Source organism: Neorhizobium lilium, from assembly GCF_004053875.1.
GTDB lineage: Bacteria > Pseudomonadota > Alphaproteobacteria > Rhizobiales > Rhizobiaceae > Neorhizobium > Neorhizobium lilii.
Genome location: NZ_SBIP01000002.1, coordinates 56249 through 79673 on the forward strand (window position 1 = coordinate 56249; position 23425 = coordinate 79673).

The window sequence follows — 23425 nt, forward strand, 5'->3', positions numbered from 1 at the left end:
CTTACGAGCAACGGAGGATCGGCATATGAAGCATCGCATCATCATTTTACTGAGCACGGGCTTCCTCGCTTCGTGTGGGACGATCGTCGTCCCAGCCGCGGGTGTCAGCAGCACTGGCGAGCAGTACCGCGGCACCGCCTCGGGCTCTGCAACCTCGGGGACATTCGAGCTGACAGGAACATCGGGCAACAAATGCAGCGGCACCTATGACCCACTTTCGTCGGCTCGTAAGATGATCGTGCCAGTCACGTGCACCAATTGTCAGTCGGGGTCTCTCGATATAAACCGAGACCCCGATCTCATGGGCGGGGAAGGGACCGGGACGTTTTCAGACGGCACCACCAGCACCTTCCAGTTCGGAAAGAAGCGAGTTCCTGCTTAACCTGTACGCTCGTTGATCTCGCCAATGCGGCCTGGCAGTGCCTTGTCGTATTGGCCTATCCCGTTGCGAACGCCGGCAGAGACCATCTGCTGAATTTCTTGGTTGCCACGGGCTCCAGATACGTTGACGTTTATATCCACCTTCTCGGGTCTATTGCTGTTGGCCGCGCCCATTGCTCCGATCTTGTGGTTTGGCACGACCTGAGATCCACGAGGAAGGTTGACGAGCTCCTTCCCGCGCTCACCAACCCAAGCGAGACCGCCGGGTGCCGATGGCGTACCGTTGGCGAAGCCGAGAAGCTTCCCTATGCCGCCGAAGATGGCACCGAATACCCCACCGCCAGACCCTGAAGATGCGCCTCCCATGGAAAATAAGGCATCGACTAACTGGTTTTGGATCTTGTCTACGATGCGGTCGAGGACATTAAGCGCAGCCTTACCGAATGACTTGAAGAACCCTTCGCCGTTCTGAAGTCCGTCACGCAGATCGGAGAGAAAGCTGTTGGTGCTGTCCTTGGCAAAGTCGAGCGCCTCTTTCGCCCGTTTCGTCTCTGCTTCAAGGCTTGCCATCTTTCCGGCGAGATCACCAAGTTGGGAGCGCTGCGCTTCGGTCAGCGTAATCCCACGCTGCTGCGCTTGGTTGAGGATGTCCTGAGTGTACTGGAGTTTGGCGGCGGCCTCTTCGGTCATCCCAACGGCATCACGCTCAGCCTGAAGCGAAGCTATCCGGCGGTTCGCTCCGTCTACGATGTCGCTGTATTTCTCGCTTTCTGATTTGCCGCCTGCCCCACCCTTCTTCTTACCCTTCTCGTCAACCTTCTCCATCCACCCGGCTAGGTTTTTAAGGGCCTCAGAACCTTTGCCCGCCGCCGCCGCGATACCGTTGCCGATCGCCCCGACATAGTCTGTCCCCTGCGCCGCGCCGATCGCTTTCATGACGTCGCTTTGCGCGGCGTCTGCTTTGCCTGCGCTTGGGTTGGAGATCCTGCCGAAGGCGACGGACGGGAGCGAGCCGATGCTCATTCCTTCGCCGACCCCGAAAGGCAGGGACTGGATCATGCCGTTTACGCTGCCGATGTACTCATTGATTTTCCCGGTAACGCTGTTGACCATGGCTTCGACGCCAGCAATGACCGCATTGGCCGTCGAATATACGATGTCGCCCAACGCCCCCGGTAAAGCGCTCCATGCAGCCTTGATCCCCTGGTAGCCTCCGACAAATGCTCCAATAACCGCGTTCACGCCGCTCTTCGCGTCCGCCACGATGTCGCGACCGAAGATCTGGGCGAGTTCGTCGCGAAAGATATTTGCAGCCGCAACGGCAGCAGTGATCCCAAGAACGAACGCTATAGCGGGATTCGAGGCTGCAAATGCAATGGCTACAGCGGCTAGCTGTACTACCAAGCGCCCAAGCAGAGCGATGAGTTGGACAACCCCGCCGATGATCAAAGGGGAATACAGTAGGGCCAAGGCGGAAGCCGCGCCAACCGCATAAGGGGCGATGGCTTGCAGGTTGTCTGCCAAGAACCTGAGGGCCGATGCTGTGTACTTAGCGACTGGCACGAGGGGAAGAAGGACACCTAAGAGCACGCCGACGGCTATCCCAACCGTACCGAAGCCCAGCGCCAAGTCAGGAAGCTGGATAGCAAGCGCTTGGATAAAGTTCCCCGTCGCGCTGGTCTGCTGCGCAACTTGGCTCAGTTGCATCGCCATCATTCGGATCTGGTTTGACGTATTGCCTGTAGCGCCACCGAGCTTGGAGGTATTGTCGTTCATTGCCGAATAGGCCTTGGCAACATTCATAGACGCACCGCTGGCGACCTGGCTAGTCTTCGCTAGATTTTGAACATCAACCTGTGCCCGAGCAGCTGCCCCAGAAAGATTCGTCAGTCCGACGGTCGCCTGATCAGTCCCTTTCGATGTGACTTGAATACCAAGCTGCGCGACGTCCATTTGTCTTTACCTTCTTCTGGAATGAAACCATCGTTCCAGCTTTCAACCTAGAAGGATGGTTTATGCGTGAGTGCTTTGCGGTCGCCTTGTTATCGAAAGGGTGTTGCGCCGCCTCGAGCGCATCGAAAAGAAGTTGGACGAGAAGAGCTAACTGCTCTCCCGCTCCCTGATAGCCTCGGCTTCTCTATCGATCTCTGAAACGTACCGACTATCCATAACCCGGATGGTCGCCACCTCCTCACGACGAACGATGTTGCCGGTGACCTGCAGCCAAGCCATCAGCTCAGCGTTCGAAACCGGGTTTGCGCCGTTGAAGCCAGCGGCCTGACCTTGGCGGATCTCCCAAAACCATGACCATAGATGCAGGCCATGGTCTGGAACGTCCGCCTCTGGGCTGTCGGTGCTAAAGGCTTCGTTCCGCTCGCGACGGGTTTCGCCATCCTTATCCTTGATGCTGTCGTATCGTGCCGTGATGGCTACGGCTTCGGCAAGGGCTTGCCCAAGCTCTTCGTAAAATTTGCGCGGTCCTCCGAGGCTTTCACGACCTGGTCATAGATGAACGGTGCTTCTTCAACGACCTCGCGGGCCTTTTCAGGGGTCAGTTCTGGCTTTTCGCCCTTCCAGTCGTGATCACCCCAGTCCCAAGATGCGATAGCGGCTGCTGCTTTGTCGAGGAACTCAGCCTCGAGCTTGCCGGACGTCAGCTTCTTCTTGGGGCTGGCAAGAAACCTGTCGGCGTGTTGGCGGGCAACGCGCTTGACGGCATCGCTCTCTACTGACCGGATCATGAAGCGGATGCCGATCGGCTCGTCCGTCTCAGGGCCAGTGAGTTTGAGTTCAAACAGGTCTTCGCTATTCACCAGTTTCGAAATATCCAAGGTGCACCTTTATACAGCTACAGGGTTGACGCGGATCGGGAGCTGGTTGAGCCCGATGGTGAAGCGCTCAAGGTCGAAGTCGTCGGAGCCACCGCCCGGATAAAGCGGGCCGGAAACCACGCCGCGGCTGTAGAACGTCGTGTTGGTGAACCCAGCGCCGCCGTCATTGCGTTCGATCTTGATAGCCATGTTGCTCTGGTTGAGCGGGTCGCCGAAGGTGCGGAGGATGACCTGTCCGGCATCTGCCGCAACGCTGGCTACTTCGATGGTCGGGTCACCAGCGTTCGCCGTCCCCTTCTGCTTCTGATTTACGGGTTCATCAAGCGTATTGTAGCTGTTCATGGTGGAGTCGGAACCGAAGTCCCCGATATTCCCGACCTTGCCGACCTGAACCCATGTCAGCGCGACATAGGCGCTCTGGATAAGGTCTGTATCTTGGGCAGTGGCGCAAACAAAAACCTTGCTGCCCTTCTTCGTGCTCTTGTTTGGCATTGCTATATCTCCGGTTCGAAGGCGATGTAGGGGATGGTGACCGGGATATTCATCCGGTCCACGTCTTGGATTGGGCGTGCAGCCCACGGCTCGCTGTTGATCGTGATCTTCACGCCAGAAGCGAATAGGGTTTGGTTCTTGAAGCGGTCGATAATCTGGCCGGCGACGTCAAGTGCATCCGTCAGGCCGTTCCCGACAGGCCACATGACGGACACCTGCATCATCCCGACCTTTTGCTGTGGATCTGGACCCAGCGTGATTTGCCGGGTGCGGTTGGGCAGGAAGTCGAGCTTCAGGAACTTGGCGGGCTTCGTTTGCCCTGTAGGTGGGAATGTGATGTTAGGCCCGGCGATCGGGAGCACGTCTGGCATACCGCGCAGGTGCGTCGATAGCGCGCTGAAGATCATTGCGTCCGTGCCAGTCGCCATCAGCGCTTAGCCTCAATGAGAATTTCGACTTTCCCTTTGACCACCTCCGTGAGGAACTCTTCGTGACCCCTCGCGTAGTTGCCTTCCGGGGTGAAGACGCAGCGGCGAACTTCGCCAGCTTCGTCATCCGCCATGAGAGCGCCTTTCTGCAGGGCGCCGTCTAAAAAGACCCGGACAAGCTTCCCGTCGCCATTCAAGATGCACCAGTCACGATAGCCGGGATCATCCTTGTCGGAGGAAAGGCGCATGTGTTACTCCCTAGCCATGTCAGAAAAGCCGCCCCTATCGGACAGCGAGGTTCACGACCGCCTACACGAGGCGTGGATTTTGCTTGCGAAAGAAGAAGGTGCCACCGAGTACGGGAACAACACCCTTAAGGCCGCCCGTCTGGCGCTGTTCACATACATGATGACGATGGTTATGAAGATGGATGGCACTACAGGCCAAACACCTTTCGCACCTTCTTCGCATTGCGATTGACGTGCTCGTTCCAGTTCTGGACCGCATCGCGGACGAATCCGGCCGGCGCCCTACCCTGAGCCCCATACTCTTGCGCCGCGGCATAACTGGCCGTGTAGCCGAAATAGAGATCATCATCTAAATCCGCGCCGATTATGACGGCCTCTATGGTGCCGAAATCGAAACGGTAAAGCTGACCGTCCACAGGGTTGGCGTTCTGGTTGATAGGAGGCATTGAAGATGTCGAAGCCATCAGGGACGCCCACAGAAATCCTGTTTCGTAAGGGAGCCTGCCGCCTTCCTCGTCCAGCGTCTGCATTTCCTTGACCACGTCTTGAGCCGCACCATTACGGACCGCCTCGACAGCTTCGGGGACTTTCTCAGCCCAGCCAGCGATCTGCGCTGCAAAAGAGAGAGTAGCCATCAGGCAGTCCTTGCCCGGTATCTGCGGAGACCGGCCGCAGCATAGTCGATCTCATATTCCATCCGGCACTTGCATCCCAGCGTGTGTCTGGCGGGCGCGCTTGGATCATGCGGATACATCAGCGTCGTGCCGTCCGGCGCAATGAACGGCTGATCGAGCGGTACGCCTTCGGCTTTATACCGTGCTGCCATCTCGATATGCTGCATGCGGGGGTTTTCGGACGCGGAGTGCTTCCAGTGTTTCGTGATCTCCTGCGCCATGACCTTGCCGGCATCGATCTGCTGACGGATGGCGTTGTCGCGGACGGTGAAGAGCGCCCGCTTGGTTTCCTCAAGCCCAATTGTTTCAGCGCGAAGCTTCAGGTTATTGTCGTTCAGGCGTCCTACGATCTTGGCGACCATCTCGGTCTCGACCGGGCGGCCTTCCCTGATAGCCTTGGCCACTGTCCGATCGAAGCGTTTGTCCCGCGTCTTGAGATCCAGATAGCGCTTCATCAGTTCAGGATCGCCAGAGAGCAGATTTGCGCGCGCCCCCGTCTCGCCATAGATGAATTCCACCTGGCGGGAGGTGAGCCCGATGGACCCGCCTTCCCTGCGTCCTGTGATGCGATTGACCCGCCCGGCCACATCAAGCGCGGTCGAGGTTGGGTTCTTGCCAGCGGCCAAACCCGTCTGGAAAGCGATGCGCAACGCCTCCTGCTGGTCTCCCGTGATATTCGTGACCAACGTCACCAGTTGCTCCCGGATCAGCCGTTCGGCCTCCAGGTTGCGAACGCCGAATTGCCAAAGCACCCGCGTCCCCTCCGGCGACACTACCGCCGGCAGGCTTTGCACCATGCTCACGCCGCCAGCATTGAATGCCTCGCGCAACGCCAGTTCCAGGCCGGCGAAAGCCTCCGGCTCGAACTGGACCGCCTGGACAGCCCCGTAGATATCTCCCCGCTCCAAGCGCTCTACGATGGTCTTGAGGATGATATGAGACTTGATGGTCTCAATCGCTTCCCGAAACGCTGCGGAAACCCGGGGTGGATAGGTCTCCAGAAGTTCGTCAAGGCTCATGCCAATCGCCCTTGCACGATGAAGACGACGTTCGTGAGCCCGTCGTAGTTGTTCGGGTCACCAGCCATGACGTGGTAGGTCTTGCCGCCAGCGGTGACCTGCATGCCGACCAGAGGCTCAATGGCCAGCCCTACCGCACTGATGTAGATCTGGACGTCGCCCGCAAGGATGGTCGATCCGTTGATGTAGCGCTGGTCGTAGGCCATCGTCACGAGCGTGGCCGGGTATGAGACCTCGACCGGATCGCCGCCCTCGATCTCGTTTGGGGGTGCCAGGGTGGTAATCGTACCGGCTTGGCCGAACTCGGTGATCAGTTCGTCGGCAACAGCCTGCATCTCTGCATAGTCGAATGTTGCCATGGGTCAGACTACCAAGATCGCGGGGGAAGCCGGGCGCATGAACTGCCAGAGCAGGCCCTCAATCGCTGTAACGACAGGGGTGGCCAATCTGACCAAATCGTCTATGTCGGTGGAGGAAGAACTTGCGTATTCGATTTCCAGTTGGCCAACCTTTTTGCGCTTGGCCACAGAGGAACCGGTGACGACAGGGCTAAGAATTCCAGGCTTGCCGTATTCCAGCCAAGCTGCTTCGAATGAAGCGTTTGCGATCGCCACAGGGACAACGCCATTCGGAATAGCTTGATCATAGTAGGTGGTGGCGCCGTTACGACCCCAAGCATGTTCCTGCTCAAAGCCATTGGACCTGATGCCTGAGAAGGACCGTTCGTAGCGGTCGATTACAGATGCACCTCTGTTCCATGCGGACGTGAGCTTCACTGTGTCCACCGCACCAGAGACGACATAGCCCTGCTCTGCCCAATACGCCTGCATCGCGTCGATATCGAGATAACCGGCCATGTCGTTCTCCTGATGTGAAGGAGCGGCAGTTACCCGCCGGGGTCAGTGGTTATTCAGCCAACTTGGCGTCGATCTTTTCCTGAAGCTCGGCGGCATCCCAGCCGTGATAGGCCTTCTTGCCAACGATCTCATGGTAATCGGCACGCAACTTGGTCAGCTCGGCGCTTTCGTCGGGCGCCTTGGAGCCGCCCTTCTTGCCATCATGATCATGATCGAGTGGATCGATGATCCTGACCGCCATGCTGGCTTCGAGAAGTGCCAGATAGTCGTCCTGGAAATCACCTTCAGCCTCGCCCATGGCAGGAAGGCGGATCACGCCCTCCTTGCCTTGGAGATCATAGGGGCTGTTTGTCAGGTTCATCACCTTGACCATTGCGCCCTCCTATCAGGCCGGCGGCTGAGAAATGCCGTCAAGATAACGGATTGCCGATGTCGTGAGCATTTCCACGCCACCAGTGCGGAAAATGCCCGGAACCTGCCAGTTCAGCGGGCCGTCCTGATAGACCGGCAGGAAGCGATGAGGCATCGGCAGATGCAGTTTCACGAACTCTTGGTCGTTCTTATAAACGACCATGCGGCCGGTTCCAGTAACGCCCGAAGCGGTGGCGGCGGTGCCGAGCTCGCGAACCGTGCGGATGGTCAGCGGGCGTCCCGTCGTCAGCGTGTAGATGTTGGTGCGCTGAACGAAAGACAGGATCGTTTCCATCGTCGTCGCGCTGTAGGGCGTGGCGGCGATGTAGTTGTAGGCTTCAACCGGCAGGAAGATGCTATCGGCAAGCTCGACCTGATAGGTAGCGAGGTTGATGCCCTGCAGACCGATGTTGATGTCACGCACGATCTGAGCGGGAGTCTTGAGCCCGACGCCGGACGAGTTGACCCAGAACGTGACCGAGCCCGTGCCGTCGGCAGGAACTGCGGCGGTGATGACGTTCGGGTAGTTGATCAGTCCGCCATAGCCCTTTTCGGTGCTACCGACGAGGGTGAGGTCGTACATGAATTTTGTGTAGGCCAGCCGAGCGGCGCGGGCGCGACGGTCGGGGAGAGTCCCACCAACCCGGATAGCGGCGTTCACTTCCGAGATATTGTACTGGTAGCCAATGGCGGCCAGCTGGAAGGTCTTGAGCTGCTGATCCTGATTGACGTCGGCAAGGGGGATATCCTTTGCCGCGCCGGAGATCCAGTTCGCCGCTCCGCTCATGTCGGAGAGGTAAGTCATGATGCCGGGTGCCCAAGGGTCGCCCTGGGTGTCGACATAGATCAGACGAGAGAACTCCCAATCGGGATAGCGGGTCTCGTAGATTGTTTGGTTGATGCGGTATGACTGCGCCGTCACGAAGGCAAGCGCCTGCGTGGCGTCCGCGATCATCGGGCCGCCATTGTGTCCCATTCCGTACATTGATTGCGCTCCTTATGCCGAGACAGACGGGACAGGGCGGCGATAGCGAAGCTTGCCGACTGCACCCGAGGATCCGGCTTCATCGAACTGAGCGCCGGGGATGGTGAGGACGGTCCCCGATGCGGCCGCACCGGTCCAGACCTTGTTGGTAATGTCGAAGCGAGCCTGAGCCAACTTCGTCACGTTGGCGCCGAGCAGGACGCCAATGACGCCGCTCTCGCAGATCGGAACGCTGTCATACTGGGCATAGGCGTCACCAGGGCGCGGGAGGGTGAGGTCAGCCTCGGTGATGCCGAGGATATTCTGACCGGTTGCCGAAAGAGGGACGCAGGTATGAGCGCCCGTGCCGGCAACAGCCGGTACGCCAAAGCCAAGAGCGGTAGCGCCTTCCAGTGAACGAGTGAAGGTGTTCCACTCTTCCATGTTGACGCGCCGGCCGACGGCATATGCCGTGAGGGTATTGCTGTAGGAAATAGGCATCGCTTAGGCCTCCTTGCGCCAGGCGTTGAGGTCGGTAATGCTTTTGCCCCAGGCATCCTCAGCCTTGGTGGCAGCATCGCCAACCGGTTGCAGTCCGTCAGCAAGAACCCGAGCGAACGGATCGGACGCCTTCGCGTCCTTCGTGATGGCTTTGAACATGCCGGTGATCATGTCGTCAGAGGCATCCTTGACCATTTCATCGCCAAGCTTGGCCTTGACCACGGCGCGGCGAACATCGGAATCGCTGAGGCTGTCCATCTGAAGAGTTGGGACGAGGATTGCCGCGGCCTTCTCGATCAGCAGCCGGTCCTTCATCATAGCGCGAAGGTCTTCCGGCTTGGGAGCGGCGTCCTTGAGCTTTTGGTTCTCGGCGCGAAGAGTGCCGATTTCCTGGTCTTTCGCAGCTATGGCAACGCTATGAGCGCTGCTGGCATCTACGAGCTTGGCGGCAGACGATTCGAGATCCTTCTGCAGCTTTGCAATGGCCTGGGCGCCCTGGTCGGTTGTCTGAACCGACAGTCCGTCCACGACCACAGTCCGAAGTGCTTCAGTCATAGGGACTGTCTCCTTGTCAGTGGTTGAAATCGGGGCGGCGCCCCACTTATCCGCACCGTCTCCGATGCGAAGCTCTGCCCCGCCGCGCGCCTGATCGACGATCGCAACGTGGTTCATTTTGAAATCCGACATGATGGCGTCGAATTCCTCACCTGATGGCGTGACGCCGCCGGCGAATGTGATTTCGGCGCTGTAGCCCATGGAGAGCTCGCGCTTGCCGTCCTCGACCGCCTTGATGGCTTTTGCATCGCGGAGCATCATCGGGACACGGACGAACTCGCCATCTCGGAGAACGTCGTCGCCGACCTCGCCGACCGACAGGTCCTTCCAGGTATCAGCGGTGACGCCGGACTTCGGATGGTTGATCGTGACCGGAACGCCGGCATAGCTAGCGATGGCATCCTTCTTGAACACCTCGGCTTCCGGCCGGTAGACCCGCACAGTGGCCTTGTCCTTCATGCCCACCTCGGAGCCGAGGTAAAGCTGGACGTTTCCACCGCGCGCTACCCGTGCAGAGACCACGCCATAGCCGTCTGCCGTCCGGCGGATACCTCCGTCGAGCGTGAGCTTGTCAGTGAATTGCATGGGTCATTGCCTCATAGAAAAAGCCGCCCGGAGGCGGCCTTGGTGGGCGTCAGATTTAGTTACGGCACGGTGGAGCGTTTATTCAGACGCCTACCTTCGGCCCCTCAGATCCGTCCATCTCGTACCAGGTGAACTCGCCGTCTTCACCGACAGGGAAGTGGCCACGGCATGTGCTGCAAAACGTGCCGCTGTAGAAGCTTGGGCTTGCAGCATAGGTCTCTGCGATCGTGCGCCCCATGGTCGTCGCAAGACGATAGAACGCCTCGGCATTCATCTGCTTGTTGCCAGAATTGAAGTTGGTCGGCAGGCGGGTTCGATTGGTGACCGGTCCCATGTAGGAAGAGGCTGCGAGAAGCTGGCTCATGCTGCGATCCTTATAAGTTCGACAACACGTTCGTTGCCTTCAAAGACTGAGTCGGTGCCCTCGAATACATATTCCCACTGAAATCCAGCGGGCGGAGGGAATGGTGCGGGCACCCCCGCTCCCTGTGTGACGGAGGAGCCGGGCGCCTTGGCCGATGCTCCACCCAGGCTGTTCTTGACCCTCACCTCAGCCGTGACGATTCGGCCCGCGTCGCGTCCGTCGGTGCATAGGTCGAGCCGTTCGCGCCCGATATATTGCCGCCATCGCGAAGCCACTGGATTGTGGCCGTGGAGGCCGGGAACGCATCAACCGTATAGCTCAGGGTGAGCGTCTGGCCGACCGCGAACGTGCCGCTGATTGCCGGCTGCACCGTGAACACCGGCGGCGATTGCTTCTTGCTCGGCGGGACCAGAGGCCAGCCGTTGAGGATCGCGCGAGAGACCATCAGGACGGCTTTCTTGCTGAGCAGTTGACGTAGGTGTTGGCCGGGGCGAACCCGAACAGGATCAGCACGGAGCCGAGCAGCGAGGTCAGGACGCCCGAAAGCGTGATTGACTTGACCACCTGATGAACCACGATGGTGGCCGAGGTCATGCTGATGCTGCCCTCAAGGACCGTCGCGACATTCGTGTATGCCGCGTTTAGTGGCGTCTCGGCAGTCGCGGTGACCACCGGTGCAGCGTCAAATGCCGTGGTGAAATTCCAGACTGCCTGCCCTGCGGATCCGACCACCTGAACTCGCTTGGCCTGGACGTTGCTCTTGTGGGTGTGATCCTCACGGGCATATTTCACGCCCGTGCCGGTGGTGTTGGTGTCGGTGATCATGTTCGGCGCGGCGGTGGCCGGCGATGGCATGGACAATGCGTCCGCCTTGCTGGCAAGAGACTGGTCAATGCCGTTCAGGCGGGCGTTCAGCGCATCAAGAGCGGCTTGACCGACCGCAGCCGAATATCCGAGCGCCGACATGATCAGAGCCCCGCGATCTGGGAGTTCATGGCCGTAGGCGCGGCGGCTGTCACCGCGACCCGCAAAACTGAGCCTTGCGCGATGCCGATCGGCACAGAGCCATTGGCGGTCAGGGTCACGTCGGTCGTGCCATCGGCCTTCTTGACGTTTGACCAGGTCGTGCCATCGAGATCGAGGAACTGAAGCGTTGCCGTCGCGCCATTCCAGTTGGTTGCCGTCACCCGCCAGATATAGTCGCCACCCGAGACAGGCCCGGCAGATGGACCATTGCCGATCGCCGCCTGGTTGGTGAGCAGCACATATTGGCCTTTGGAGCCGAAGCCGACGACCTGACCGGCAGCGTTCACGCCGATGACCGGGATAACCTCGCGAGGGCCGGCATCGCCTTCGATGGTGGGGAGCTGATCAGCCATCTGCTATTCCTCTCTCAGGCCGCTGTCAGGCGGTGACGTGCTTGACGGCCCACATGACCGCTTCCTCGACCTTCGTCTTCGCGAGCGACACTTCGCGGCTGCTACCGAGCGCGGCGATCCGGTCATGGAAGGCAAGGCCCATGTCCTTGATCTCCTGCATGGCGGCCTTCTCCTCGTCGCTCAGGACGCGATAGGCGTGGCGCATGGTGTTGTTGACGGTCCGCTGGTCGGAGGCGCTGTCTACGGTGGTCATGTCTTTGATCCTTCTCTCATCCATTCGAGCATCTCGATGTCGGAGCGGTGGTCATCATCGTGGAAGGCTCCGTAGCGGGACCTCTCTTCGGACATGGCATTGATGTTCGCCTTGTCGGACGACGTCAGTTCGATGCAGATCGCCTGAGAGGGCGTAGGTTCGAACCATTGGTCACCAATTTTGACCCTCATGTCTCACTCACTCCTGCTTTCCAGTCTTCCTTGACCTCGGCGAACAGTTCCGGACCCAGGATGATCTCACCCTGGTACGGCTTTACATCGGCAAGGTCCGGCGCATCCGGGTCATATGAAATGGTGATGTGCGGCTGATATTCCGGATGATCCCAACTAGCGCCGGCTTCCTTGATCGCCGCGTGGCGCCACTGAAGCTCGCTTGCCTTGAACAACAACACCCGGGCTTCTCCGAACTTCTCCATCAGGCGCGGCCCACCGGCGGCGACCTTGAGCTCGCTCGACCAGCTTTCGCCAACTGCCATCCAATCAACCGGCGCCCGGCTGAAAGCTATGGTCACATGGAGGTCGTCGGCAGGCAGTGTGGTTTTGAACCCCTGCTCTTTGGCCCATGCGATCAGGTCGGCAGCGTTCACCACCTTGCGGGACACATAGAGCGTCCGGGGAGCGGCGTCGTTGGCTGCCCGCTGCATCCGGGTCACGTTGGGCTCTGTTGCTGCCTGTGCGGCTGCTGCAGCGGCAAGTTCCTCTTCGGAGGGCTCTTGCTCCTGCAACTCGCCAAACTCTGCTATGGCATCCTCAAGGCCCGGCAATACGCCATCTTCAACCAAGCGGTTCGTCAGCGCCTTGGAGATTGCTTCCCGCGTGATGATCTCTTGCCCTGTCCCGCTGCCGACGATCGTCCGTGCTGCATCAGCGTTGGTCTTGAAGATCTCCGCGCGTTCCTTCTCGCTCATCTGCTCAAGCGGAGACCACGAGTAATGGACTTCAGGCGGGCGACTGCCGAGACCCGATCGGATCATGCACTCGTCCAGCTTCGACATGGCCGGCGTCAGCTCAAGCTCCTGGATGGACTGAATCCGATCATGATAGTTCTTCATGTCCGATGTGCCGGTGGAGTTCATTCCGGCCGGAGACTGCCCTAGAAGGCGCGTAACCGGGATATCAGCAGCACCCGACACGATCTGCATGAAGGCCATGAGGATGTCTGTCAGGCCCGCAAGCGATGCGGTCTTGGTCTCGTATTCCTCTTCCTTGTCGAGCAGCAGCGTTCCATTGATGCCTTTCGACATGTTGGCCAGCGTGTAGCGCTCCAATATCTTTGCCTTGTACCGCTCGTCACCAAGCGACGCCATGAAGTTCGGAAGGCGGATGATATCGATCTTGGCTTCGAATATCAGCGAAGCGATGTTGCCAGCGGTGCTGTCTGCGTTCTTGATCGCGTCGAGCGTAGCCGTTAGGACGCTGTCACCCCAGCCTTGGTTATAGACGCTCATCAGGTTATGCGGGTGTCTGGCGCCAAGGAAGATTACCAGCCGCGACGGATGGATGCGGACCATAGTCGCCGCGCCGGTCGCCTCGTAATAGCTGGGCTGTCCGTAGAACTCCGAATTGACATCCTGGTCGATCTCGCCCGCTGTCACGTCCTGGCGGCTCAAGACCGTGAGATACTTCAAGCCGCCCTTAGACACGCGCTCGACATCAAGCGGCTCCGAAGGGTTGGCATCGCCGGTCCCGATGAATACCGCGGCTCCACCGAACAGGCGGGCCTTGGTGATCGCCTCAAGGATCTTCCCCTTGACGTTCAGCCGCTTTTCTTCGGCCTCGATGTCTTCGATCTGCTTGTCTTCAGCCTGCCAGTTGCGCCACTTCCGGCAACTGTCCAATGCCGGGATATCGACGATCTTGCGCGGAAGCCATGACCCACGGTAGGCGGCAACCACCTGGTCATCGCTCAGAACCGGGTTCGTATAGAAGACCGTGGCGGCCTTATCCCGCTCTGTCCCCATGCGGGAAACGAGACTGGTCAGGCTGTCATTGATCATCGCAGTCCTCAGACATTGTCGAGAGTGAAGGTCGAGCCGAGCGCCAGCTCGTTGAGAGCATCGGCGAAGGCATCCACCTGGTCATCGTGTTGGGCGTTCGGGAACGAACACACCTCATCAAGGAAAGTGTCGTTCCATCTACCGCGGATCAGTTTCACGTTCCCGGCTTCTGCCTGGGCTGACGCTGGCTTGGCTCGCACCGATTTCTCACCGGTGGGCCGGATCGCTTTCACGTCATAGCCGGCGAGCAGCTTGATCTTGGTCGCTGCGTCAGACTTGCCGGCGGCGCCCGGGTCTTCGGGCATCCTGATCCGCACCTCAAGCCCGTCTTGGCTCGCCGTGCTCTTCAGGTTGCGCTCTACGTCTGCAGGCGACCAACGATCGCGCACCACGTTCTCGACGTAGAATATGCCGGCATGGAAGGCCATCTTCAGGCCTACCGTCCAATCTGGTTGTTTGCCAGGCTTCGGCTGCGTTGCCGCGAAGTCCCAAGCCCTGCACCGCAATGCACCGGATGGAACCGCATCGACCACGTCGAAGTCCCCACGCTGAAACATACCGCCCGATCGAGGCGCCGGCCGCTGCTGGAACTGGCCAGCGACAGCATAGGAGCCCATCGGAACCTTGTCGCGCTCGACCACTGCCCGAGGGAAGCGAGCCGGGAATAGAAGCTCTCCATCCTCCTTGCGGGGATCAGAGAACCCGATGCCAGTGGAGCAAGCCCGGTCAGGCTCAAACTCCATGGGGAGCATCAGGTGCTCATAGCCGAGCCCAAGCTTGATGATCTGCCCGGAGACATCATCCTCGTGCAGTCGCTGCATGATAACGATGATCGCCGAGTTGATCGGGTCGTTCAGTCGTGTCGGCACGCTCTCCCGAAAGATGCGCGAGGTGTTAGTCCTCTCTGCTTCTGATTCCGCCGTCTCGGTCGAATGCGGGTCGTCTATGATCACCCGATCGCCCCGGCCACCCGTTAGGCTGGCGAAGGGGACGCCTTCACGGAAGCCAGTCTTGCTGTTGGCGAACGATGCCTCGCCGGCGCGGACCAGATCAACCTCAGGCCATAACGCCCTGTACCATTCGGATTGCACGAGATCGCGCATGCGGCGGCTATCGCGCTTGACGTACTTCTCAGCATAGCTCGTCGTCAGATACCTGAGCGATGGGCGACCCATCGGGCCCCATTCCCATGCCGGCCACAGAACGGAGGTTAGCAGGGACTTCATCGTGCCAGGTGGCACGTTGATCAGCAGGCGATTGATGCGCCCGTCGGTTACTGCTTCGAGGTGGTCGCAGATCGCGTCCAGGTGCCAGCCATGGACGAATGTCGAGTTCGGCTCCACCACATGCCATGCTTCACGAACGAAACCAGCCAGGGTCTGGCAGCGCGCCCGTATGCGCTCCGCATCCTTGGCGATCCTTTGCCGTTCTGCCTCAGCCGACCGCCTCGCCTTCTCCGCCCGTATTGCTCTCATCATCATCGCCGGATCCACCGGCAAGCGGACCGAAGAGAGCTTCGAGGCGTTCGAGGTCATCAGCACTCACGTTGGTTAGGTCAATGGTCTGGATAGGCCCACCGTCCGGGCCGCTGATAGCTTGGGTCACCTTACCGTCGAGGCGGTCCGCAATTTCCTTGATGGCCGGCACCTCGCCTAGCTCCAGAAGCTTGCGGGCATTCCATCGAAGAGAGCCCTTCTTGGCTATGCACTTCTCTCCGCGCTCTGCCGAAAGGGCCTCCATCATGAGAGCGTCCTTGAACGGCTTTAACTTCGGCCGACCGCCAGGATTACCGCTTTTGCCTGCTTCAAACGTCATGGCTTGTTCTCAATAGATACGGCCATTGAATTCTCTTGCTTTTCCATTTTGGTTTCGCTGTTCGCGCAAAACCATTTCTACCCGGCGGTGGGACGTTGGGCATTTCGCGATATGAATTTTCTAAGCCGCCCGTGGCGCATGATCCTCAAACGCCGATCGCCCGACGAATGTGGTATTCACCGCCCATGCCCGATCTGGCAGAGGATTCCCGCGGACGCTGTCGAGCTGATCGCATGTGACCGCCAGAGCCGTGAGGAATGCCGGACAGTCGCCGTTACGGTTTGCCTCTACCTTCGCCTGGATGATGGCGCTGCGGAGGATGTCGAGCTTTCCGCGGTCGTCGGACTGCAGTTGGCTCATGAAGCGATCGGGCGACCAGTTACCGGCGTTTGCTCTGCGCTGGGCTTCCTCGATGAGATCGTCGTCGGAGATGGTGGACCAGTATGTCATGGGGCCAGCGCTTCCGGTCTAGTCGGCATCTATGCCACGTCGATAAAATCCGCCACATTCATACAAGTAACCTCGATTTCCCGTTGACTTCATACAAGTAGCTTGTATGATTGGGACATCAACAAAGGAGATCGACATGACCAAGTTCACCAAGCACCAGTACCTCGCAGCTATCGCCGCCAACGAAGCAGCTATCGAAGCCGTCAAGGCTGAACTCTCCGACTATAACGGCCGCGCAGAAGCTGGCGAGAAGATCACCGAAGCACTCTCCGAAGCCTGGAACGCTGCTCACGATCGCGAGTGGGCTCTTGAGCAGGAACGTTTCGACATCGAGCGCCGGTGGACACAGCGGAACTGGACCGGCGCTGACTATGCCTTCGCTGAACTGGTCTCGGCCAACATCGACTGAAGGGAGGGCGGGGCAACCCGCCTTATGCCTCCATGGGGCTGCTAAGAGATAATCTCCAACCTACAGACTTTGCCGACGCTGACTGCCGCGTAACCGACTGGATGCCATTTGAGGGGCACAACGACTGCAATGGCTACCGAATCTGGGTATGCAAATGCACTCACCACTGGTTTCAGCGTCATGAATGGTCCTATGAGGGCCGCAACCAAACAGAAATGGGCGAATGGCTATACGTTGGCCATCACCACCGCAGAGAGCACCACCCTAGCTACAAACCCGCTCCAGACACGGGGGACATATGACCGCTGAACAGTTCACCCGCTGGCTGGCCGATATGAAATCGGCTGGCCTCGCGCGTTCTGACGCCAAATGCGCCGAGCTGCTCGGCATCTCCGCCAACGCAGTAGTTGCAATGAAGAGAAACGGCGCCGACACCCGAACTGGGCTGGCTTGCCGAGCTCTACTCCACCGAATGGAACCCTACTCCTGAAACGAGAAAACCCGCCGCTGGTTAGGCGACGGGCTGGATGGGGTACGGGAAGGAACTGCCGCCAGCCTGCAGGGCTCGGCCAAAGGAGACCGTGACGACTATTTCCGCCCCTCTGGATTTAAGCCCAGACGCATGACGGCCTTCCCGATTGGTACGGGCGCACCATAATCGGCCCCGAAGGGTGGCAGCCTACCTGGGCTTTCGTCTGCCGTTTAACCGACTAGCTTGGCATTCGTTTGCAGGTTTTCACCAAGCTCGGCTGCAATCCGCCGCCCGATTAGTTGGGCATTACGCCCTGCCGCTCTTATGCGGCTTGTTTCCGTCTCGCCTCGCGCTGCCGGCGCCGCTCGTTTTGCGCGGCTGACCACGAGAAATCCCGAAGGCTTTCATCGAACACCAAAGGCACCGCATCATCAGCGCGCCATACTTCGATTATGTCCTGTTTATCCTCTATTTCGGGGGTAGAAGTAAAGGCCTCCGATCCGTCAATATCGTTATGCTGCAATGGCTTGCGGTCTAAAGCTCGCGCAATATGTAAAACAGCGGCATTTTTCCGATAGTTTCCGACCTGTCGGCTGATGCCTTCGACCTCTCGGCACCACTTGGCGAAAGCCTTGCCGCCGGCTTCCGATCGTGCCCATGCCCACAGCGCGCGACGGTTCTTTTCGGACGGCACGAGCTTGATCAACTCCATCGCCGCCGACCAGAGCCCCATGTCATTGGTGGTGTTCCGCAGATTGGCCGGGTCCAGCCATGCCCAGTTGGCGGCATGCTTGTCGTCGGAGAACCATCCGTTGAGGTCGGCGGTGTCATGGACATATCCGTGGTTGGTGGCTTTCAGCTTCGCCGGACGCGCGCTGTCAGGGAGCTTGCGATCCACTTCCGCCGCCTTCACAAAGATCTCGATGATTTGCGCCTCGTTCATGCCGATCTCCTGTCATCCAATAGGTCTGGTTGCCTTGCCATGGCTCCGAACGTCCGCTTCATTCTCTCGTATACCATGCCGCCCAAAGCGTGTCGTTTCGATATGACCCCGTCGAGGTCGAGAGCCCAGTATTGAAGCCACCCCAGCGGGAGGCCGTCGAAGAACGAGAACCATGCGGTGACGTTGTTCTCGACCAGGTCGGGGAAGTTCTTCGCGGCCGCCCTCGCCATGTCGCTCACAACCCACAGAGACGTCTCGTCTATGAACGCTTTGTTGTTGGCGGTCTCGGCCAGCGTCATCACCACGAAGCGAGCGTGTGCGTCTCCATGGCGGTTTCTGATGCGGTCCAAGGTGACAATGGCTCTCGTCTGCCCGATCGAAGGCATTACATGCGCAGGCACGACCTGGATGCCGTGCTCTGCGAAGATAGCCAGTGCCTCTGGATGGTTCATTAAACCTCCACCGCACGCTTTGGCAGGCTTCGGACATGGTGAGCCATGCAGTACGGGCCGAGCTGCTTCTTGGCCCCGCAGAACAGGAACGGCCCGCCCTGGTTCAAGGGCCAATGGCATTCATTCCTTGCCAACTCATGGAGGGGCTTTGCCACAGCCAGACGCTCAGCATCGTACCCCTTGGGGTCAGGCATGCTGGCGGTCAGCGCAGCTATGTCAGAAGCTTCCCGTCTAACCGCTTCCCGCTTTTTGGTGAGGCTCATGCCATTCCGACGGGCGGAGGTGAAGAACCCCGAGTTTCTATTAGGGTTTATCCCCCCCCGGCTTGTCACCGGCTGGCGTTGCTCGCCTGGGGCCGCCCTTGCCGTGCCTTTTGCCCAACCCCTCCCATGGCCATTCTTCGGCGGGAATATATCGGGATGCCGCCGCGCCTTGCCGATGACCGCGTTGGGCGTGATGCCGAGGGCCTTGCCGATCTTGCCGGATGATGCGCCCTGCTCCCATAGCTTCGCGGCTGTCTCGATTGCCGATTGATCCCACACGAAGCTCATGCCCTCGCCTCCTTCCGCTTCTCGACCAGCGTCAGCCGCCCGCTCCCCTTTGCCCTGGTGAAGGGCCTGAGGTTGAAGACTGCATCTGCCGTCGATTGCCCCTGAACCACCGCGCCGTCGCGAACCAGTGACCCGTTGATGTAGGCGACGATCGCCTCACCCGCGGCTGCCTTGGCTTCAGCCTTGCTGCCGAAGATGATCGGATTACCGCCCTTGCCCTTGAGGATTTCGTTGTCGCACTTGTGGACCTTTCGAAACCAAGCGATGTAGCCGTTGCCCATTGGCTGAGCGCCGATTGCAAACTCGTTCATGCTGCCCTCTTCTGGATGTTTTGCATTGCGTAGCCGGCCCATTGGTGTGCGGCTGCCGCCATCATCTTCGGGAATGACCTGCTTTTGAGCCGGGCTCGCTCGGGGCCGGGAGGCATCCTGTGGACACGGTTCCATGCGCGCCATTCGTCAGACCCTCGCTCCGGCTCGATGAGCATCTCTGTCGGTTCGAGATCTGGAAGGTTGCGCAGATACCAGCCTGTGCCCTTGTATTCAGAGTGCCCGAACCAGAAGGGCTGGACGATTTGCGGCTTCGGCAGATCTTCCGGCATGCGATCGGCAGCAAGGTCGTTCATCTCGGGGTTCTCCGCTGCCACGCGATCTATTGGGGCATTCCAACACGCTTCGAAAATTGACACGCCCTCTTCGAACTCATCCTTCATGCTCTGCCATGTCCGGCCCTGTGGGAGTTGCTTCGGCTCCGTCCATTTCCCAGGCCCAGACATCCAGCGCCGGCCGGAGCGGCAAAGGCGGGTGCAAGGCGGGTGCATGACGGCCAAGAGGTCCCATCCGTCATGGAGAATGCCTTTGCGGATATCGCAGACGATGTGACGATTGGAGCCGTCCTCAGCCGGCATGATGTCGCAAGACCATACGTCATGGCCGAGTTCAGCGAAGGCGCGGCGAGCTATCCCACTGGTCTCGCAGCCGATCAGAATACGGAGAGGCTGGAAGTCGAGTTCAAGCTGCTGCATCAGAACAGCTCCTTTGCATTCTGAGCCTGCTTGAAAGCCGGGCCGTAGCTAGTGGACTTGCCCTCCCATGATATTTCCTTGCGCCGCGGAAACTCGCTCTCTCGAGACAGGGACAGGATGATATCGGCCTTGCCTGTGACCCGGTTCATGGCGTCTTCCCAGACCGGATAGTCATCGGAGTTTTCAGCTGGCTCCATGCCGGCGACGATCGGGCGGGCCTGGAAAACGATCAGAACCTGATCTGCGTCCTTGTCCATATTGCCGACGAGGTCGCGATAGGTCGGCCGGCGGTTCATGGCGGCGCTGAGACGTTCCTTGAAGGTCCTGCCCTGGTAGTCCTGGAACGTCGATTTTTTCAGATGGGTGAGCGCGATGATCGGGATATCGTGCTTCTGGGCATAGTCCTTCAGGATAGATGTTGCCCGCTGCCCCTGCTTGAACTCGTCCTCGTATTCCATCTTGCCGGTCCACTGGATCTTGCCGATGTGGTCGAGGAAGAATGCTTCGATGCCCTTCTCTCCAATGAGGCGGGTTATCTTCTGGTCGATCTGGTCGAGGGTCATGCGCCGGCAGTCAATATCGATGTGCTGGAGGCGCTTCATCTCCTCGCCGGCCTTCATGAGTTCCTCGACTTCGACATCGCTTACGGAACCGCGCTGCTGGCGCGTGGAGCTTATCCCAGTGCGTCGGGCCTTCTCGCGCATGATGATCTGCATCCGGCTCATTTCGCCGCTGTTGAGGCCTACAGGGGCTTTCTCAGCCACGTTGAACATGCACTGCATGGCCAACGCCGATTTTCCCTGCTTGACCCCGCCGCCGATGATGATCAGCTGCTTCTTCTGCCATGGGCCGGTGAGCGTGGTGATCTCGGGAATCCCCGGGTCAATCCCGACCGGCAAAGCTCCCCGGAGAGCATCGTTGGTCCGGTCAAGGGTATCGTCGATCGCGTCGGCCAAGGTCTCCTGCGGATCGTTCCGGCTTTCAATGGCAGAGACGATCGCCGTCAGCTTGTCCCGGCATTCCTTGATACGGTCGATGAACTCGAGCTCATCTTGAGCCTTGGTGCCGGCGTCGTGGGCATCGTCCCCGATCGTCATGGCTTCACGGCGGTGGTAGTATTCCGTGACCGCGTCAGCAAAGCCCGAAACCCCGCTGATATTCACCGCTTCGGCGACCAGCCGGACAAGGTATTGCGCGACACTCAAGTCGCCGACCTTGGCGTTTGCATAGTCGGGAGCCATGAAAGACCGAACGGTGATCGCGTTCATGGTCTTGCCGACGGCGCGGCCACGCTTGATGGCGTCGAAGATCTGCTGGTGCAGATGTTCGTGGAAATGGGAGGCCTCGAATGCAGGTGGGACAGCAGCCAGGGCATCGTTGTTGATCAACAGCGCGCCAAGCAGGGCTTGTTCAGCTTCAATGTTGGATGGGAGTGGGTCGCGATAGTTGGCGTTCATGCTGCTTCCCCGAATTTTCCGGCTTCATCGCCCCATGCGGTCCAGCCCTTGCGATTGGTGCGGCTGAACAGGTCGAGACGGCGCGCGTTCGGCATCAGCCGCTCGGCTGCGGCATAGGCTTCTTCTGGCTTCCTGGAATGGTCACGGATAAGGCCAGTAAAACCCGACCGGACGTTCTTAGCGGTGCGTGGGCTGCCCCGAGTCCCGATCAGGAACGGCTCGTTCGATCCTCGGAGGATATAGCCGGTCCCGAAATTGATCTTGCCGTGCTTGGTGGTCTTCAGCCATGTGCCGGCGGTCTTGAACTCGAAACCCCATGCCCGCATGACGTCGATCGCCTGCGGAAGCATCGGATTGACGGCCCAAAGCCAGAGCAGCGAATCGGTCGAAGCCAGATCAAGGACGGGAAGCCGCTTGATTTCCTCGATCGACATCGTCCGATATTGGGCTTGCGGAGACTTCGCCTCGCCAGCTTCGGAATACATTCGATAGGTCCAGGCCGGATCCGCCATGATGAAGTCGAAGCTGTGCGGCTGGAGATCGCCGAAGGGCCATAGGTCTGGGAAGAGCCTCATGCCGCCACCTGCCCGGCCTGCGCCTGCTTTTGCAGTTTGATATCGGCCTGCGAACGAAGGTCTTTTACCCGGTCCTGCATCCACTTGATGTTTGGGATGTCACAGCTTTCCCATACGCGGCAGATGCCAACAGCTTCTGCCGCGTCCCGCTGCTCGGCTTTCGTCCTAGGGAGGTCGATGCCTTCGCGTTCACAATCCTGTATCGCGAAGTCTTTCCAGTCGCTTCCGGCTGGAGGAACATTGCCTTTGCCGTAACAAAGTGTGTGCCAACGGCGTGAGCCGATGGTGCCGTAGGGAATATTCATGAGCATGCAGGTCGCTGTTATAGCCCCCGCCATGCCGGACAATTGCATCTGGTTGGAATTGCTTGAAGAGCCCGCGATGTCCTCGACGACCTGCGCAGCCTGCGAGCTGAACATGCCATATTTCATCATCACCGCAGACAGACGTTGGATGAAAGACCGTATCGCACCGGTGTCGATCCTCGGCTTATCCTCGTCCTGCTTCGTATATTTCCGGATGTTATGTTCAGGCGTTTCGATCGCCACGAAATCAGGTTGGTATTCCTTCAGAAGGCGGTAAAACATATTGCCAGCGACGGCGTACTTCGCTTCCCACACAAGCTTGTCGCCTTCATCATTGGTGCCGACATAGAAAGTCCCGCACTTGATCTGCGACCTGTGCTTCCAACTCTGCCTCACGGCCCAGCCGGAGCGAGTGGCAATATCGAGTCCCATGATGACTCTGCAGCCGCAGGAGCGAACCCACTTGAAAGCTTGCACAGGATAGACCGGCTCTTTGCCGCACAGGCATGCGCACCGCCAAGCGCTGCCTTCTTTTCCAACAACCCGGAGGCGGCCAAAGGTGCGTCCGGTGAGATTGACCTCCTCGCTCATACCCGAGCCCCCTTCTTCCGCATATCTCCAACCGATAGGGCCTGCTCAATTGGCATTCCGCTATTTATCCGCCTACGCAAAGTCGTAGGTGATACCCCGTGCTCGGCAGCAATAGCCTCCAGCTTTACGGGGGCGCCCTTGAACGAATATTTGAACTGGCGAGGATGTTTGGGCGCACTAGGCGGCTTAGGGTGAGACTTCGGGCGCCGGTCTTGGTAGCTCGCAACGTCCACGCCCTGAAGGACATCGCGGATAAGATCGCCGGCAACGACCTTGTCCATAATTGCCTTAGCAACAGCAGTCGGAGTGACCCCATAGAATGCCGCTTCGTGCTGAAGGATCTGCTCGGCTTTCGATTGGATTCGAATATCGATGCTCATCTTGTCACCCGGTGGAAAGAGAGTGCCGCATTCGCGGCCAAG

At 59.2% G+C, this 23425-nt stretch carries 35 protein-coding genes; 2 read left to right on the plus strand and 33 right to left on the minus strand.

Going from position 1 to position 23425, the window contains the following annotated elements:
- Positions 1-25: 25 nt before the first annotated feature.
- Entirely contained in the window at positions 26-382 is a 357-nt protein-coding gene (locus EPK99_RS06390) for a hypothetical protein (RefSeq protein ID WP_128442236.1), read from the plus strand.
- Here EPK99_RS06390 and EPK99_RS06395 read toward each other — a convergent pair.
- The 24 genes from EPK99_RS06395 to EPK99_RS06510 all read right to left on the minus strand — a co-directional run bounded on the left by EPK99_RS06395 (position 379) and on the right by EPK99_RS06510 (position 16224).
- Positions 379-2334, minus strand: coding sequence for a phage tail tape-measure protein (locus tag EPK99_RS06395; RefSeq protein WP_128442237.1), 1956 nt, complete (start codon positions 2332-2334; stop codon positions 379-381). The genes EPK99_RS06390 and EPK99_RS06395 overlap by 4 nt on opposite strands.
- A 147-nt stretch (positions 2335-2481) precedes the next feature.
- Positions 2482-2808, minus strand: coding sequence for a phage tail assembly chaperone (locus EPK99_RS26075; protein WP_425374187.1), 327 nt, complete (start codon positions 2806-2808; stop codon positions 2482-2484).
- Between the two features lie 2 nt (positions 2809-2810).
- Complete coding sequence (locus EPK99_RS06405) at positions 2811-3194, minus strand: hypothetical protein (RefSeq protein ID WP_245455755.1); 384 nt, start codon at positions 3192-3194, stop codon at positions 2811-2813.
- A gap of 27 nt (positions 3195-3221) precedes the next feature.
- Positions 3222-3704 (minus strand): hypothetical protein, encoded by a 483-nt coding sequence (locus EPK99_RS06410; protein ID WP_128442239.1) that lies wholly within the window; start codon positions 3702-3704, stop codon positions 3222-3224.
- A 2-nt stretch (positions 3705-3706) separates the two neighbouring features.
- Positions 3707-4132 (minus strand): phage tail terminator-like protein, encoded by a 426-nt coding sequence (locus EPK99_RS06415; RefSeq protein ID WP_128442240.1) that lies wholly within the window; start codon positions 4130-4132, stop codon positions 3707-3709.
- The gene (locus EPK99_RS06420; RefSeq protein WP_128442241.1) at positions 4132-4380 is read right to left on the minus strand and encodes a hypothetical protein; all 249 of its coding nucleotides are present in this window, start codon (positions 4378-4380) and stop codon (positions 4132-4134) included. The genes EPK99_RS06415 and EPK99_RS06420 overlap by 1 nt, the downstream gene beginning before the upstream one ends.
- Before the next feature lie 188 nt (positions 4381-4568).
- Positions 4569-5015, minus strand: a complete 447-nt coding sequence (locus EPK99_RS06425) for an HK97 gp10 family phage protein (RefSeq protein WP_128442242.1) — start codon at positions 5013-5015, stop codon at positions 4569-4571.
- Entirely contained in the window at positions 5015-6073 is a 1059-nt protein-coding gene (locus tag EPK99_RS06430) for a head morphogenesis protein (RefSeq protein WP_128442243.1), read from the minus strand. The genes EPK99_RS06425 and EPK99_RS06430 overlap by 1 nt, the downstream gene beginning before the upstream one ends.
- Positions 6070-6432, minus strand: coding sequence for a hypothetical protein (locus tag EPK99_RS06435; RefSeq protein ID WP_128442244.1), 363 nt, complete (start codon positions 6430-6432; stop codon positions 6070-6072). Before EPK99_RS06435 ends, EPK99_RS06430 begins: the two co-directional genes overlap by 4 nt.
- 3 nt (positions 6433-6435) lie before the next feature.
- Positions 6436-6930, minus strand: a complete 495-nt coding sequence (locus tag EPK99_RS06440; protein WP_128442245.1) for a DnaT-like ssDNA-binding protein — start codon at positions 6928-6930, stop codon at positions 6436-6438.
- A gap of 49 nt (positions 6931-6979) precedes the next feature.
- The gene (locus tag EPK99_RS06445; protein WP_128442246.1) at positions 6980-7303 is read right to left on the minus strand and encodes a hypothetical protein; all 324 of its coding nucleotides are present in this window, start codon (positions 7301-7303) and stop codon (positions 6980-6982) included.
- A 12-nt stretch (positions 7304-7315) separates the two neighbouring features.
- A complete protein-coding gene (locus tag EPK99_RS06450; protein ID WP_128442247.1) occupies positions 7316-8326 on the minus strand; it encodes a DUF2184 domain-containing protein in 1011 nt (336 codons plus the stop codon).
- Between the two features lie 12 nt (positions 8327-8338).
- A complete protein-coding gene (locus EPK99_RS06455; protein ID WP_128442248.1) occupies positions 8339-8806 on the minus strand; it encodes a structural cement protein Gp24 in 468 nt (155 codons plus the stop codon).
- A 3-nt stretch (positions 8807-8809) separates the two neighbouring features.
- Positions 8810-9946, minus strand: a complete 1137-nt coding sequence (locus EPK99_RS06460) for a DUF2213 domain-containing protein (protein ID WP_128442249.1) — start codon at positions 9944-9946, stop codon at positions 8810-8812.
- 82 nt (positions 9947-10028) lie between these two features.
- A complete protein-coding gene (locus EPK99_RS06465; protein WP_128442250.1) occupies positions 10029-10310 on the minus strand; it encodes a hypothetical protein in 282 nt (93 codons plus the stop codon).
- Positions 10311-10491: 181 nt separating this feature from the next.
- Entirely contained in the window at positions 10492-10755 is a 264-nt protein-coding gene (locus EPK99_RS06470) for a hypothetical protein (protein ID WP_128442251.1), read from the minus strand.
- Entirely contained in the window at positions 10755-11276 is a 522-nt protein-coding gene (locus EPK99_RS06475; protein WP_128442252.1) for a hypothetical protein, read from the minus strand. Before EPK99_RS06475 ends, EPK99_RS06470 begins: the two co-directional genes overlap by 1 nt.
- A gap of 2 nt (positions 11277-11278) precedes the next feature.
- The gene (locus EPK99_RS06480) at positions 11279-11689 is read right to left on the minus strand and encodes a hypothetical protein (protein ID WP_128442253.1); all 411 of its coding nucleotides are present in this window, start codon (positions 11687-11689) and stop codon (positions 11279-11281) included.
- Positions 11690-11714: 25 nt separating this feature from the next.
- Positions 11715-11942 carry an Acb2/Tad1 domain-containing protein gene (locus EPK99_RS06485; protein ID WP_128442254.1) on the minus strand — a complete coding sequence of 76 codons (228 nt, stop codon included), beginning with the start codon at positions 11940-11942 and terminating at the stop codon, positions 11715-11717.
- Complete coding sequence (locus EPK99_RS06490) at positions 11939-12133, minus strand: hypothetical protein (RefSeq protein WP_128442255.1); 195 nt, start codon at positions 12131-12133, stop codon at positions 11939-11941. Before EPK99_RS06490 ends, EPK99_RS06485 begins: the two co-directional genes overlap by 4 nt.
- A complete protein-coding gene (locus EPK99_RS06495) occupies positions 12130-13959 on the minus strand; it encodes an anti-CBASS protein Acb1 family protein (RefSeq protein WP_128442256.1) in 1830 nt (609 codons plus the stop codon). The genes EPK99_RS06490 and EPK99_RS06495 overlap by 4 nt, the downstream gene beginning before the upstream one ends.
- A gap of 8 nt (positions 13960-13967) precedes the next feature.
- Positions 13968-15437, minus strand: a complete 1470-nt coding sequence (gene terL, locus EPK99_RS06500; RefSeq protein ID WP_128443335.1) for a phage terminase large subunit — start codon at positions 15435-15437, stop codon at positions 13968-13970.
- Positions 15394-15774, minus strand: coding sequence for a hypothetical protein (locus tag EPK99_RS06505; protein WP_128442257.1), 381 nt, complete (start codon positions 15772-15774; stop codon positions 15394-15396). The genes terL and EPK99_RS06505 overlap by 44 nt, the downstream gene beginning before the upstream one ends.
- 120 nt (positions 15775-15894) lie before the next feature.
- Complete coding sequence (locus EPK99_RS06510; protein ID WP_128442258.1) at positions 15895-16224, minus strand: hypothetical protein; 330 nt, start codon at positions 16222-16224, stop codon at positions 15895-15897.
- Between the two features lie 136 nt (positions 16225-16360).
- Here EPK99_RS06510 and EPK99_RS06515 point away from each other — a divergent pair, with 136 nt between their 5' ends.
- A complete protein-coding gene (locus EPK99_RS06515) occupies positions 16361-16633 on the plus strand; it encodes a hypothetical protein (RefSeq protein ID WP_128442259.1) in 273 nt (90 codons plus the stop codon).
- A 794-nt stretch (positions 16634-17427) separates the two neighbouring features.
- Here the strand turns inward: EPK99_RS06515 and EPK99_RS06520 are convergent.
- Genes EPK99_RS06520 through EPK99_RS06560 form a run of 9 tightly spaced genes read right to left on the minus strand, consistent with a single transcriptional unit; the run spans position 17428 to position 23383 of the window.
- Positions 17428-18048 carry a hypothetical protein gene (locus tag EPK99_RS06520; protein WP_128442260.1) on the minus strand — a complete coding sequence of 207 codons (621 nt, stop codon included), beginning with the start codon at positions 18046-18048 and terminating at the stop codon, positions 17428-17430.
- Positions 18045-18500 (minus strand): hypothetical protein, encoded by a 456-nt coding sequence (locus EPK99_RS06525; protein ID WP_245455758.1) that lies wholly within the window; start codon positions 18498-18500, stop codon positions 18045-18047. Before EPK99_RS06525 ends, EPK99_RS06520 begins: the two co-directional genes overlap by 4 nt.
- Positions 18500-19051, minus strand: coding sequence for a GcrA family cell cycle regulator (locus EPK99_RS06530; protein ID WP_128442261.1), 552 nt, complete (start codon positions 19049-19051; stop codon positions 18500-18502). The genes EPK99_RS06525 and EPK99_RS06530 overlap by 1 nt, the downstream gene beginning before the upstream one ends.
- On the minus strand, positions 19048-19362 hold the full coding sequence (locus EPK99_RS06535) for a hypothetical protein (protein ID WP_205909076.1): 315 nt from the start codon (positions 19360-19362) through the stop codon (positions 19048-19050). Before EPK99_RS06535 ends, EPK99_RS06530 begins: the two co-directional genes overlap by 4 nt.
- Positions 19359-20075, minus strand: coding sequence for a hypothetical protein (locus EPK99_RS06540; protein ID WP_128442262.1), 717 nt, complete (start codon positions 20073-20075; stop codon positions 19359-19361). Before EPK99_RS06540 ends, EPK99_RS06535 begins: the two co-directional genes overlap by 4 nt.
- The gene (locus EPK99_RS06545; RefSeq protein WP_128442263.1) at positions 20075-21532 is read right to left on the minus strand and encodes a DnaB-like helicase C-terminal domain-containing protein; all 1458 of its coding nucleotides are present in this window, start codon (positions 21530-21532) and stop codon (positions 20075-20077) included. The genes EPK99_RS06540 and EPK99_RS06545 overlap by 1 nt, the downstream gene beginning before the upstream one ends.
- Positions 21529-22107, minus strand: coding sequence for an MT-A70 family methyltransferase (locus tag EPK99_RS06550; protein WP_128442264.1), 579 nt, complete (start codon positions 22105-22107; stop codon positions 21529-21531). Before EPK99_RS06550 ends, EPK99_RS06545 begins: the two co-directional genes overlap by 4 nt.
- Positions 22104-23003, minus strand: coding sequence for a hypothetical protein (locus tag EPK99_RS06555; RefSeq protein WP_245455760.1), 900 nt, complete (start codon positions 23001-23003; stop codon positions 22104-22106). Before EPK99_RS06555 ends, EPK99_RS06550 begins: the two co-directional genes overlap by 4 nt.
- Complete coding sequence (locus EPK99_RS06560; protein WP_128442265.1) at positions 23000-23383, minus strand: hypothetical protein; 384 nt, start codon at positions 23381-23383, stop codon at positions 23000-23002. Before EPK99_RS06560 ends, EPK99_RS06555 begins: the two co-directional genes overlap by 4 nt.
- Positions 23384-23425 lie beyond the last annotated feature (42 nt).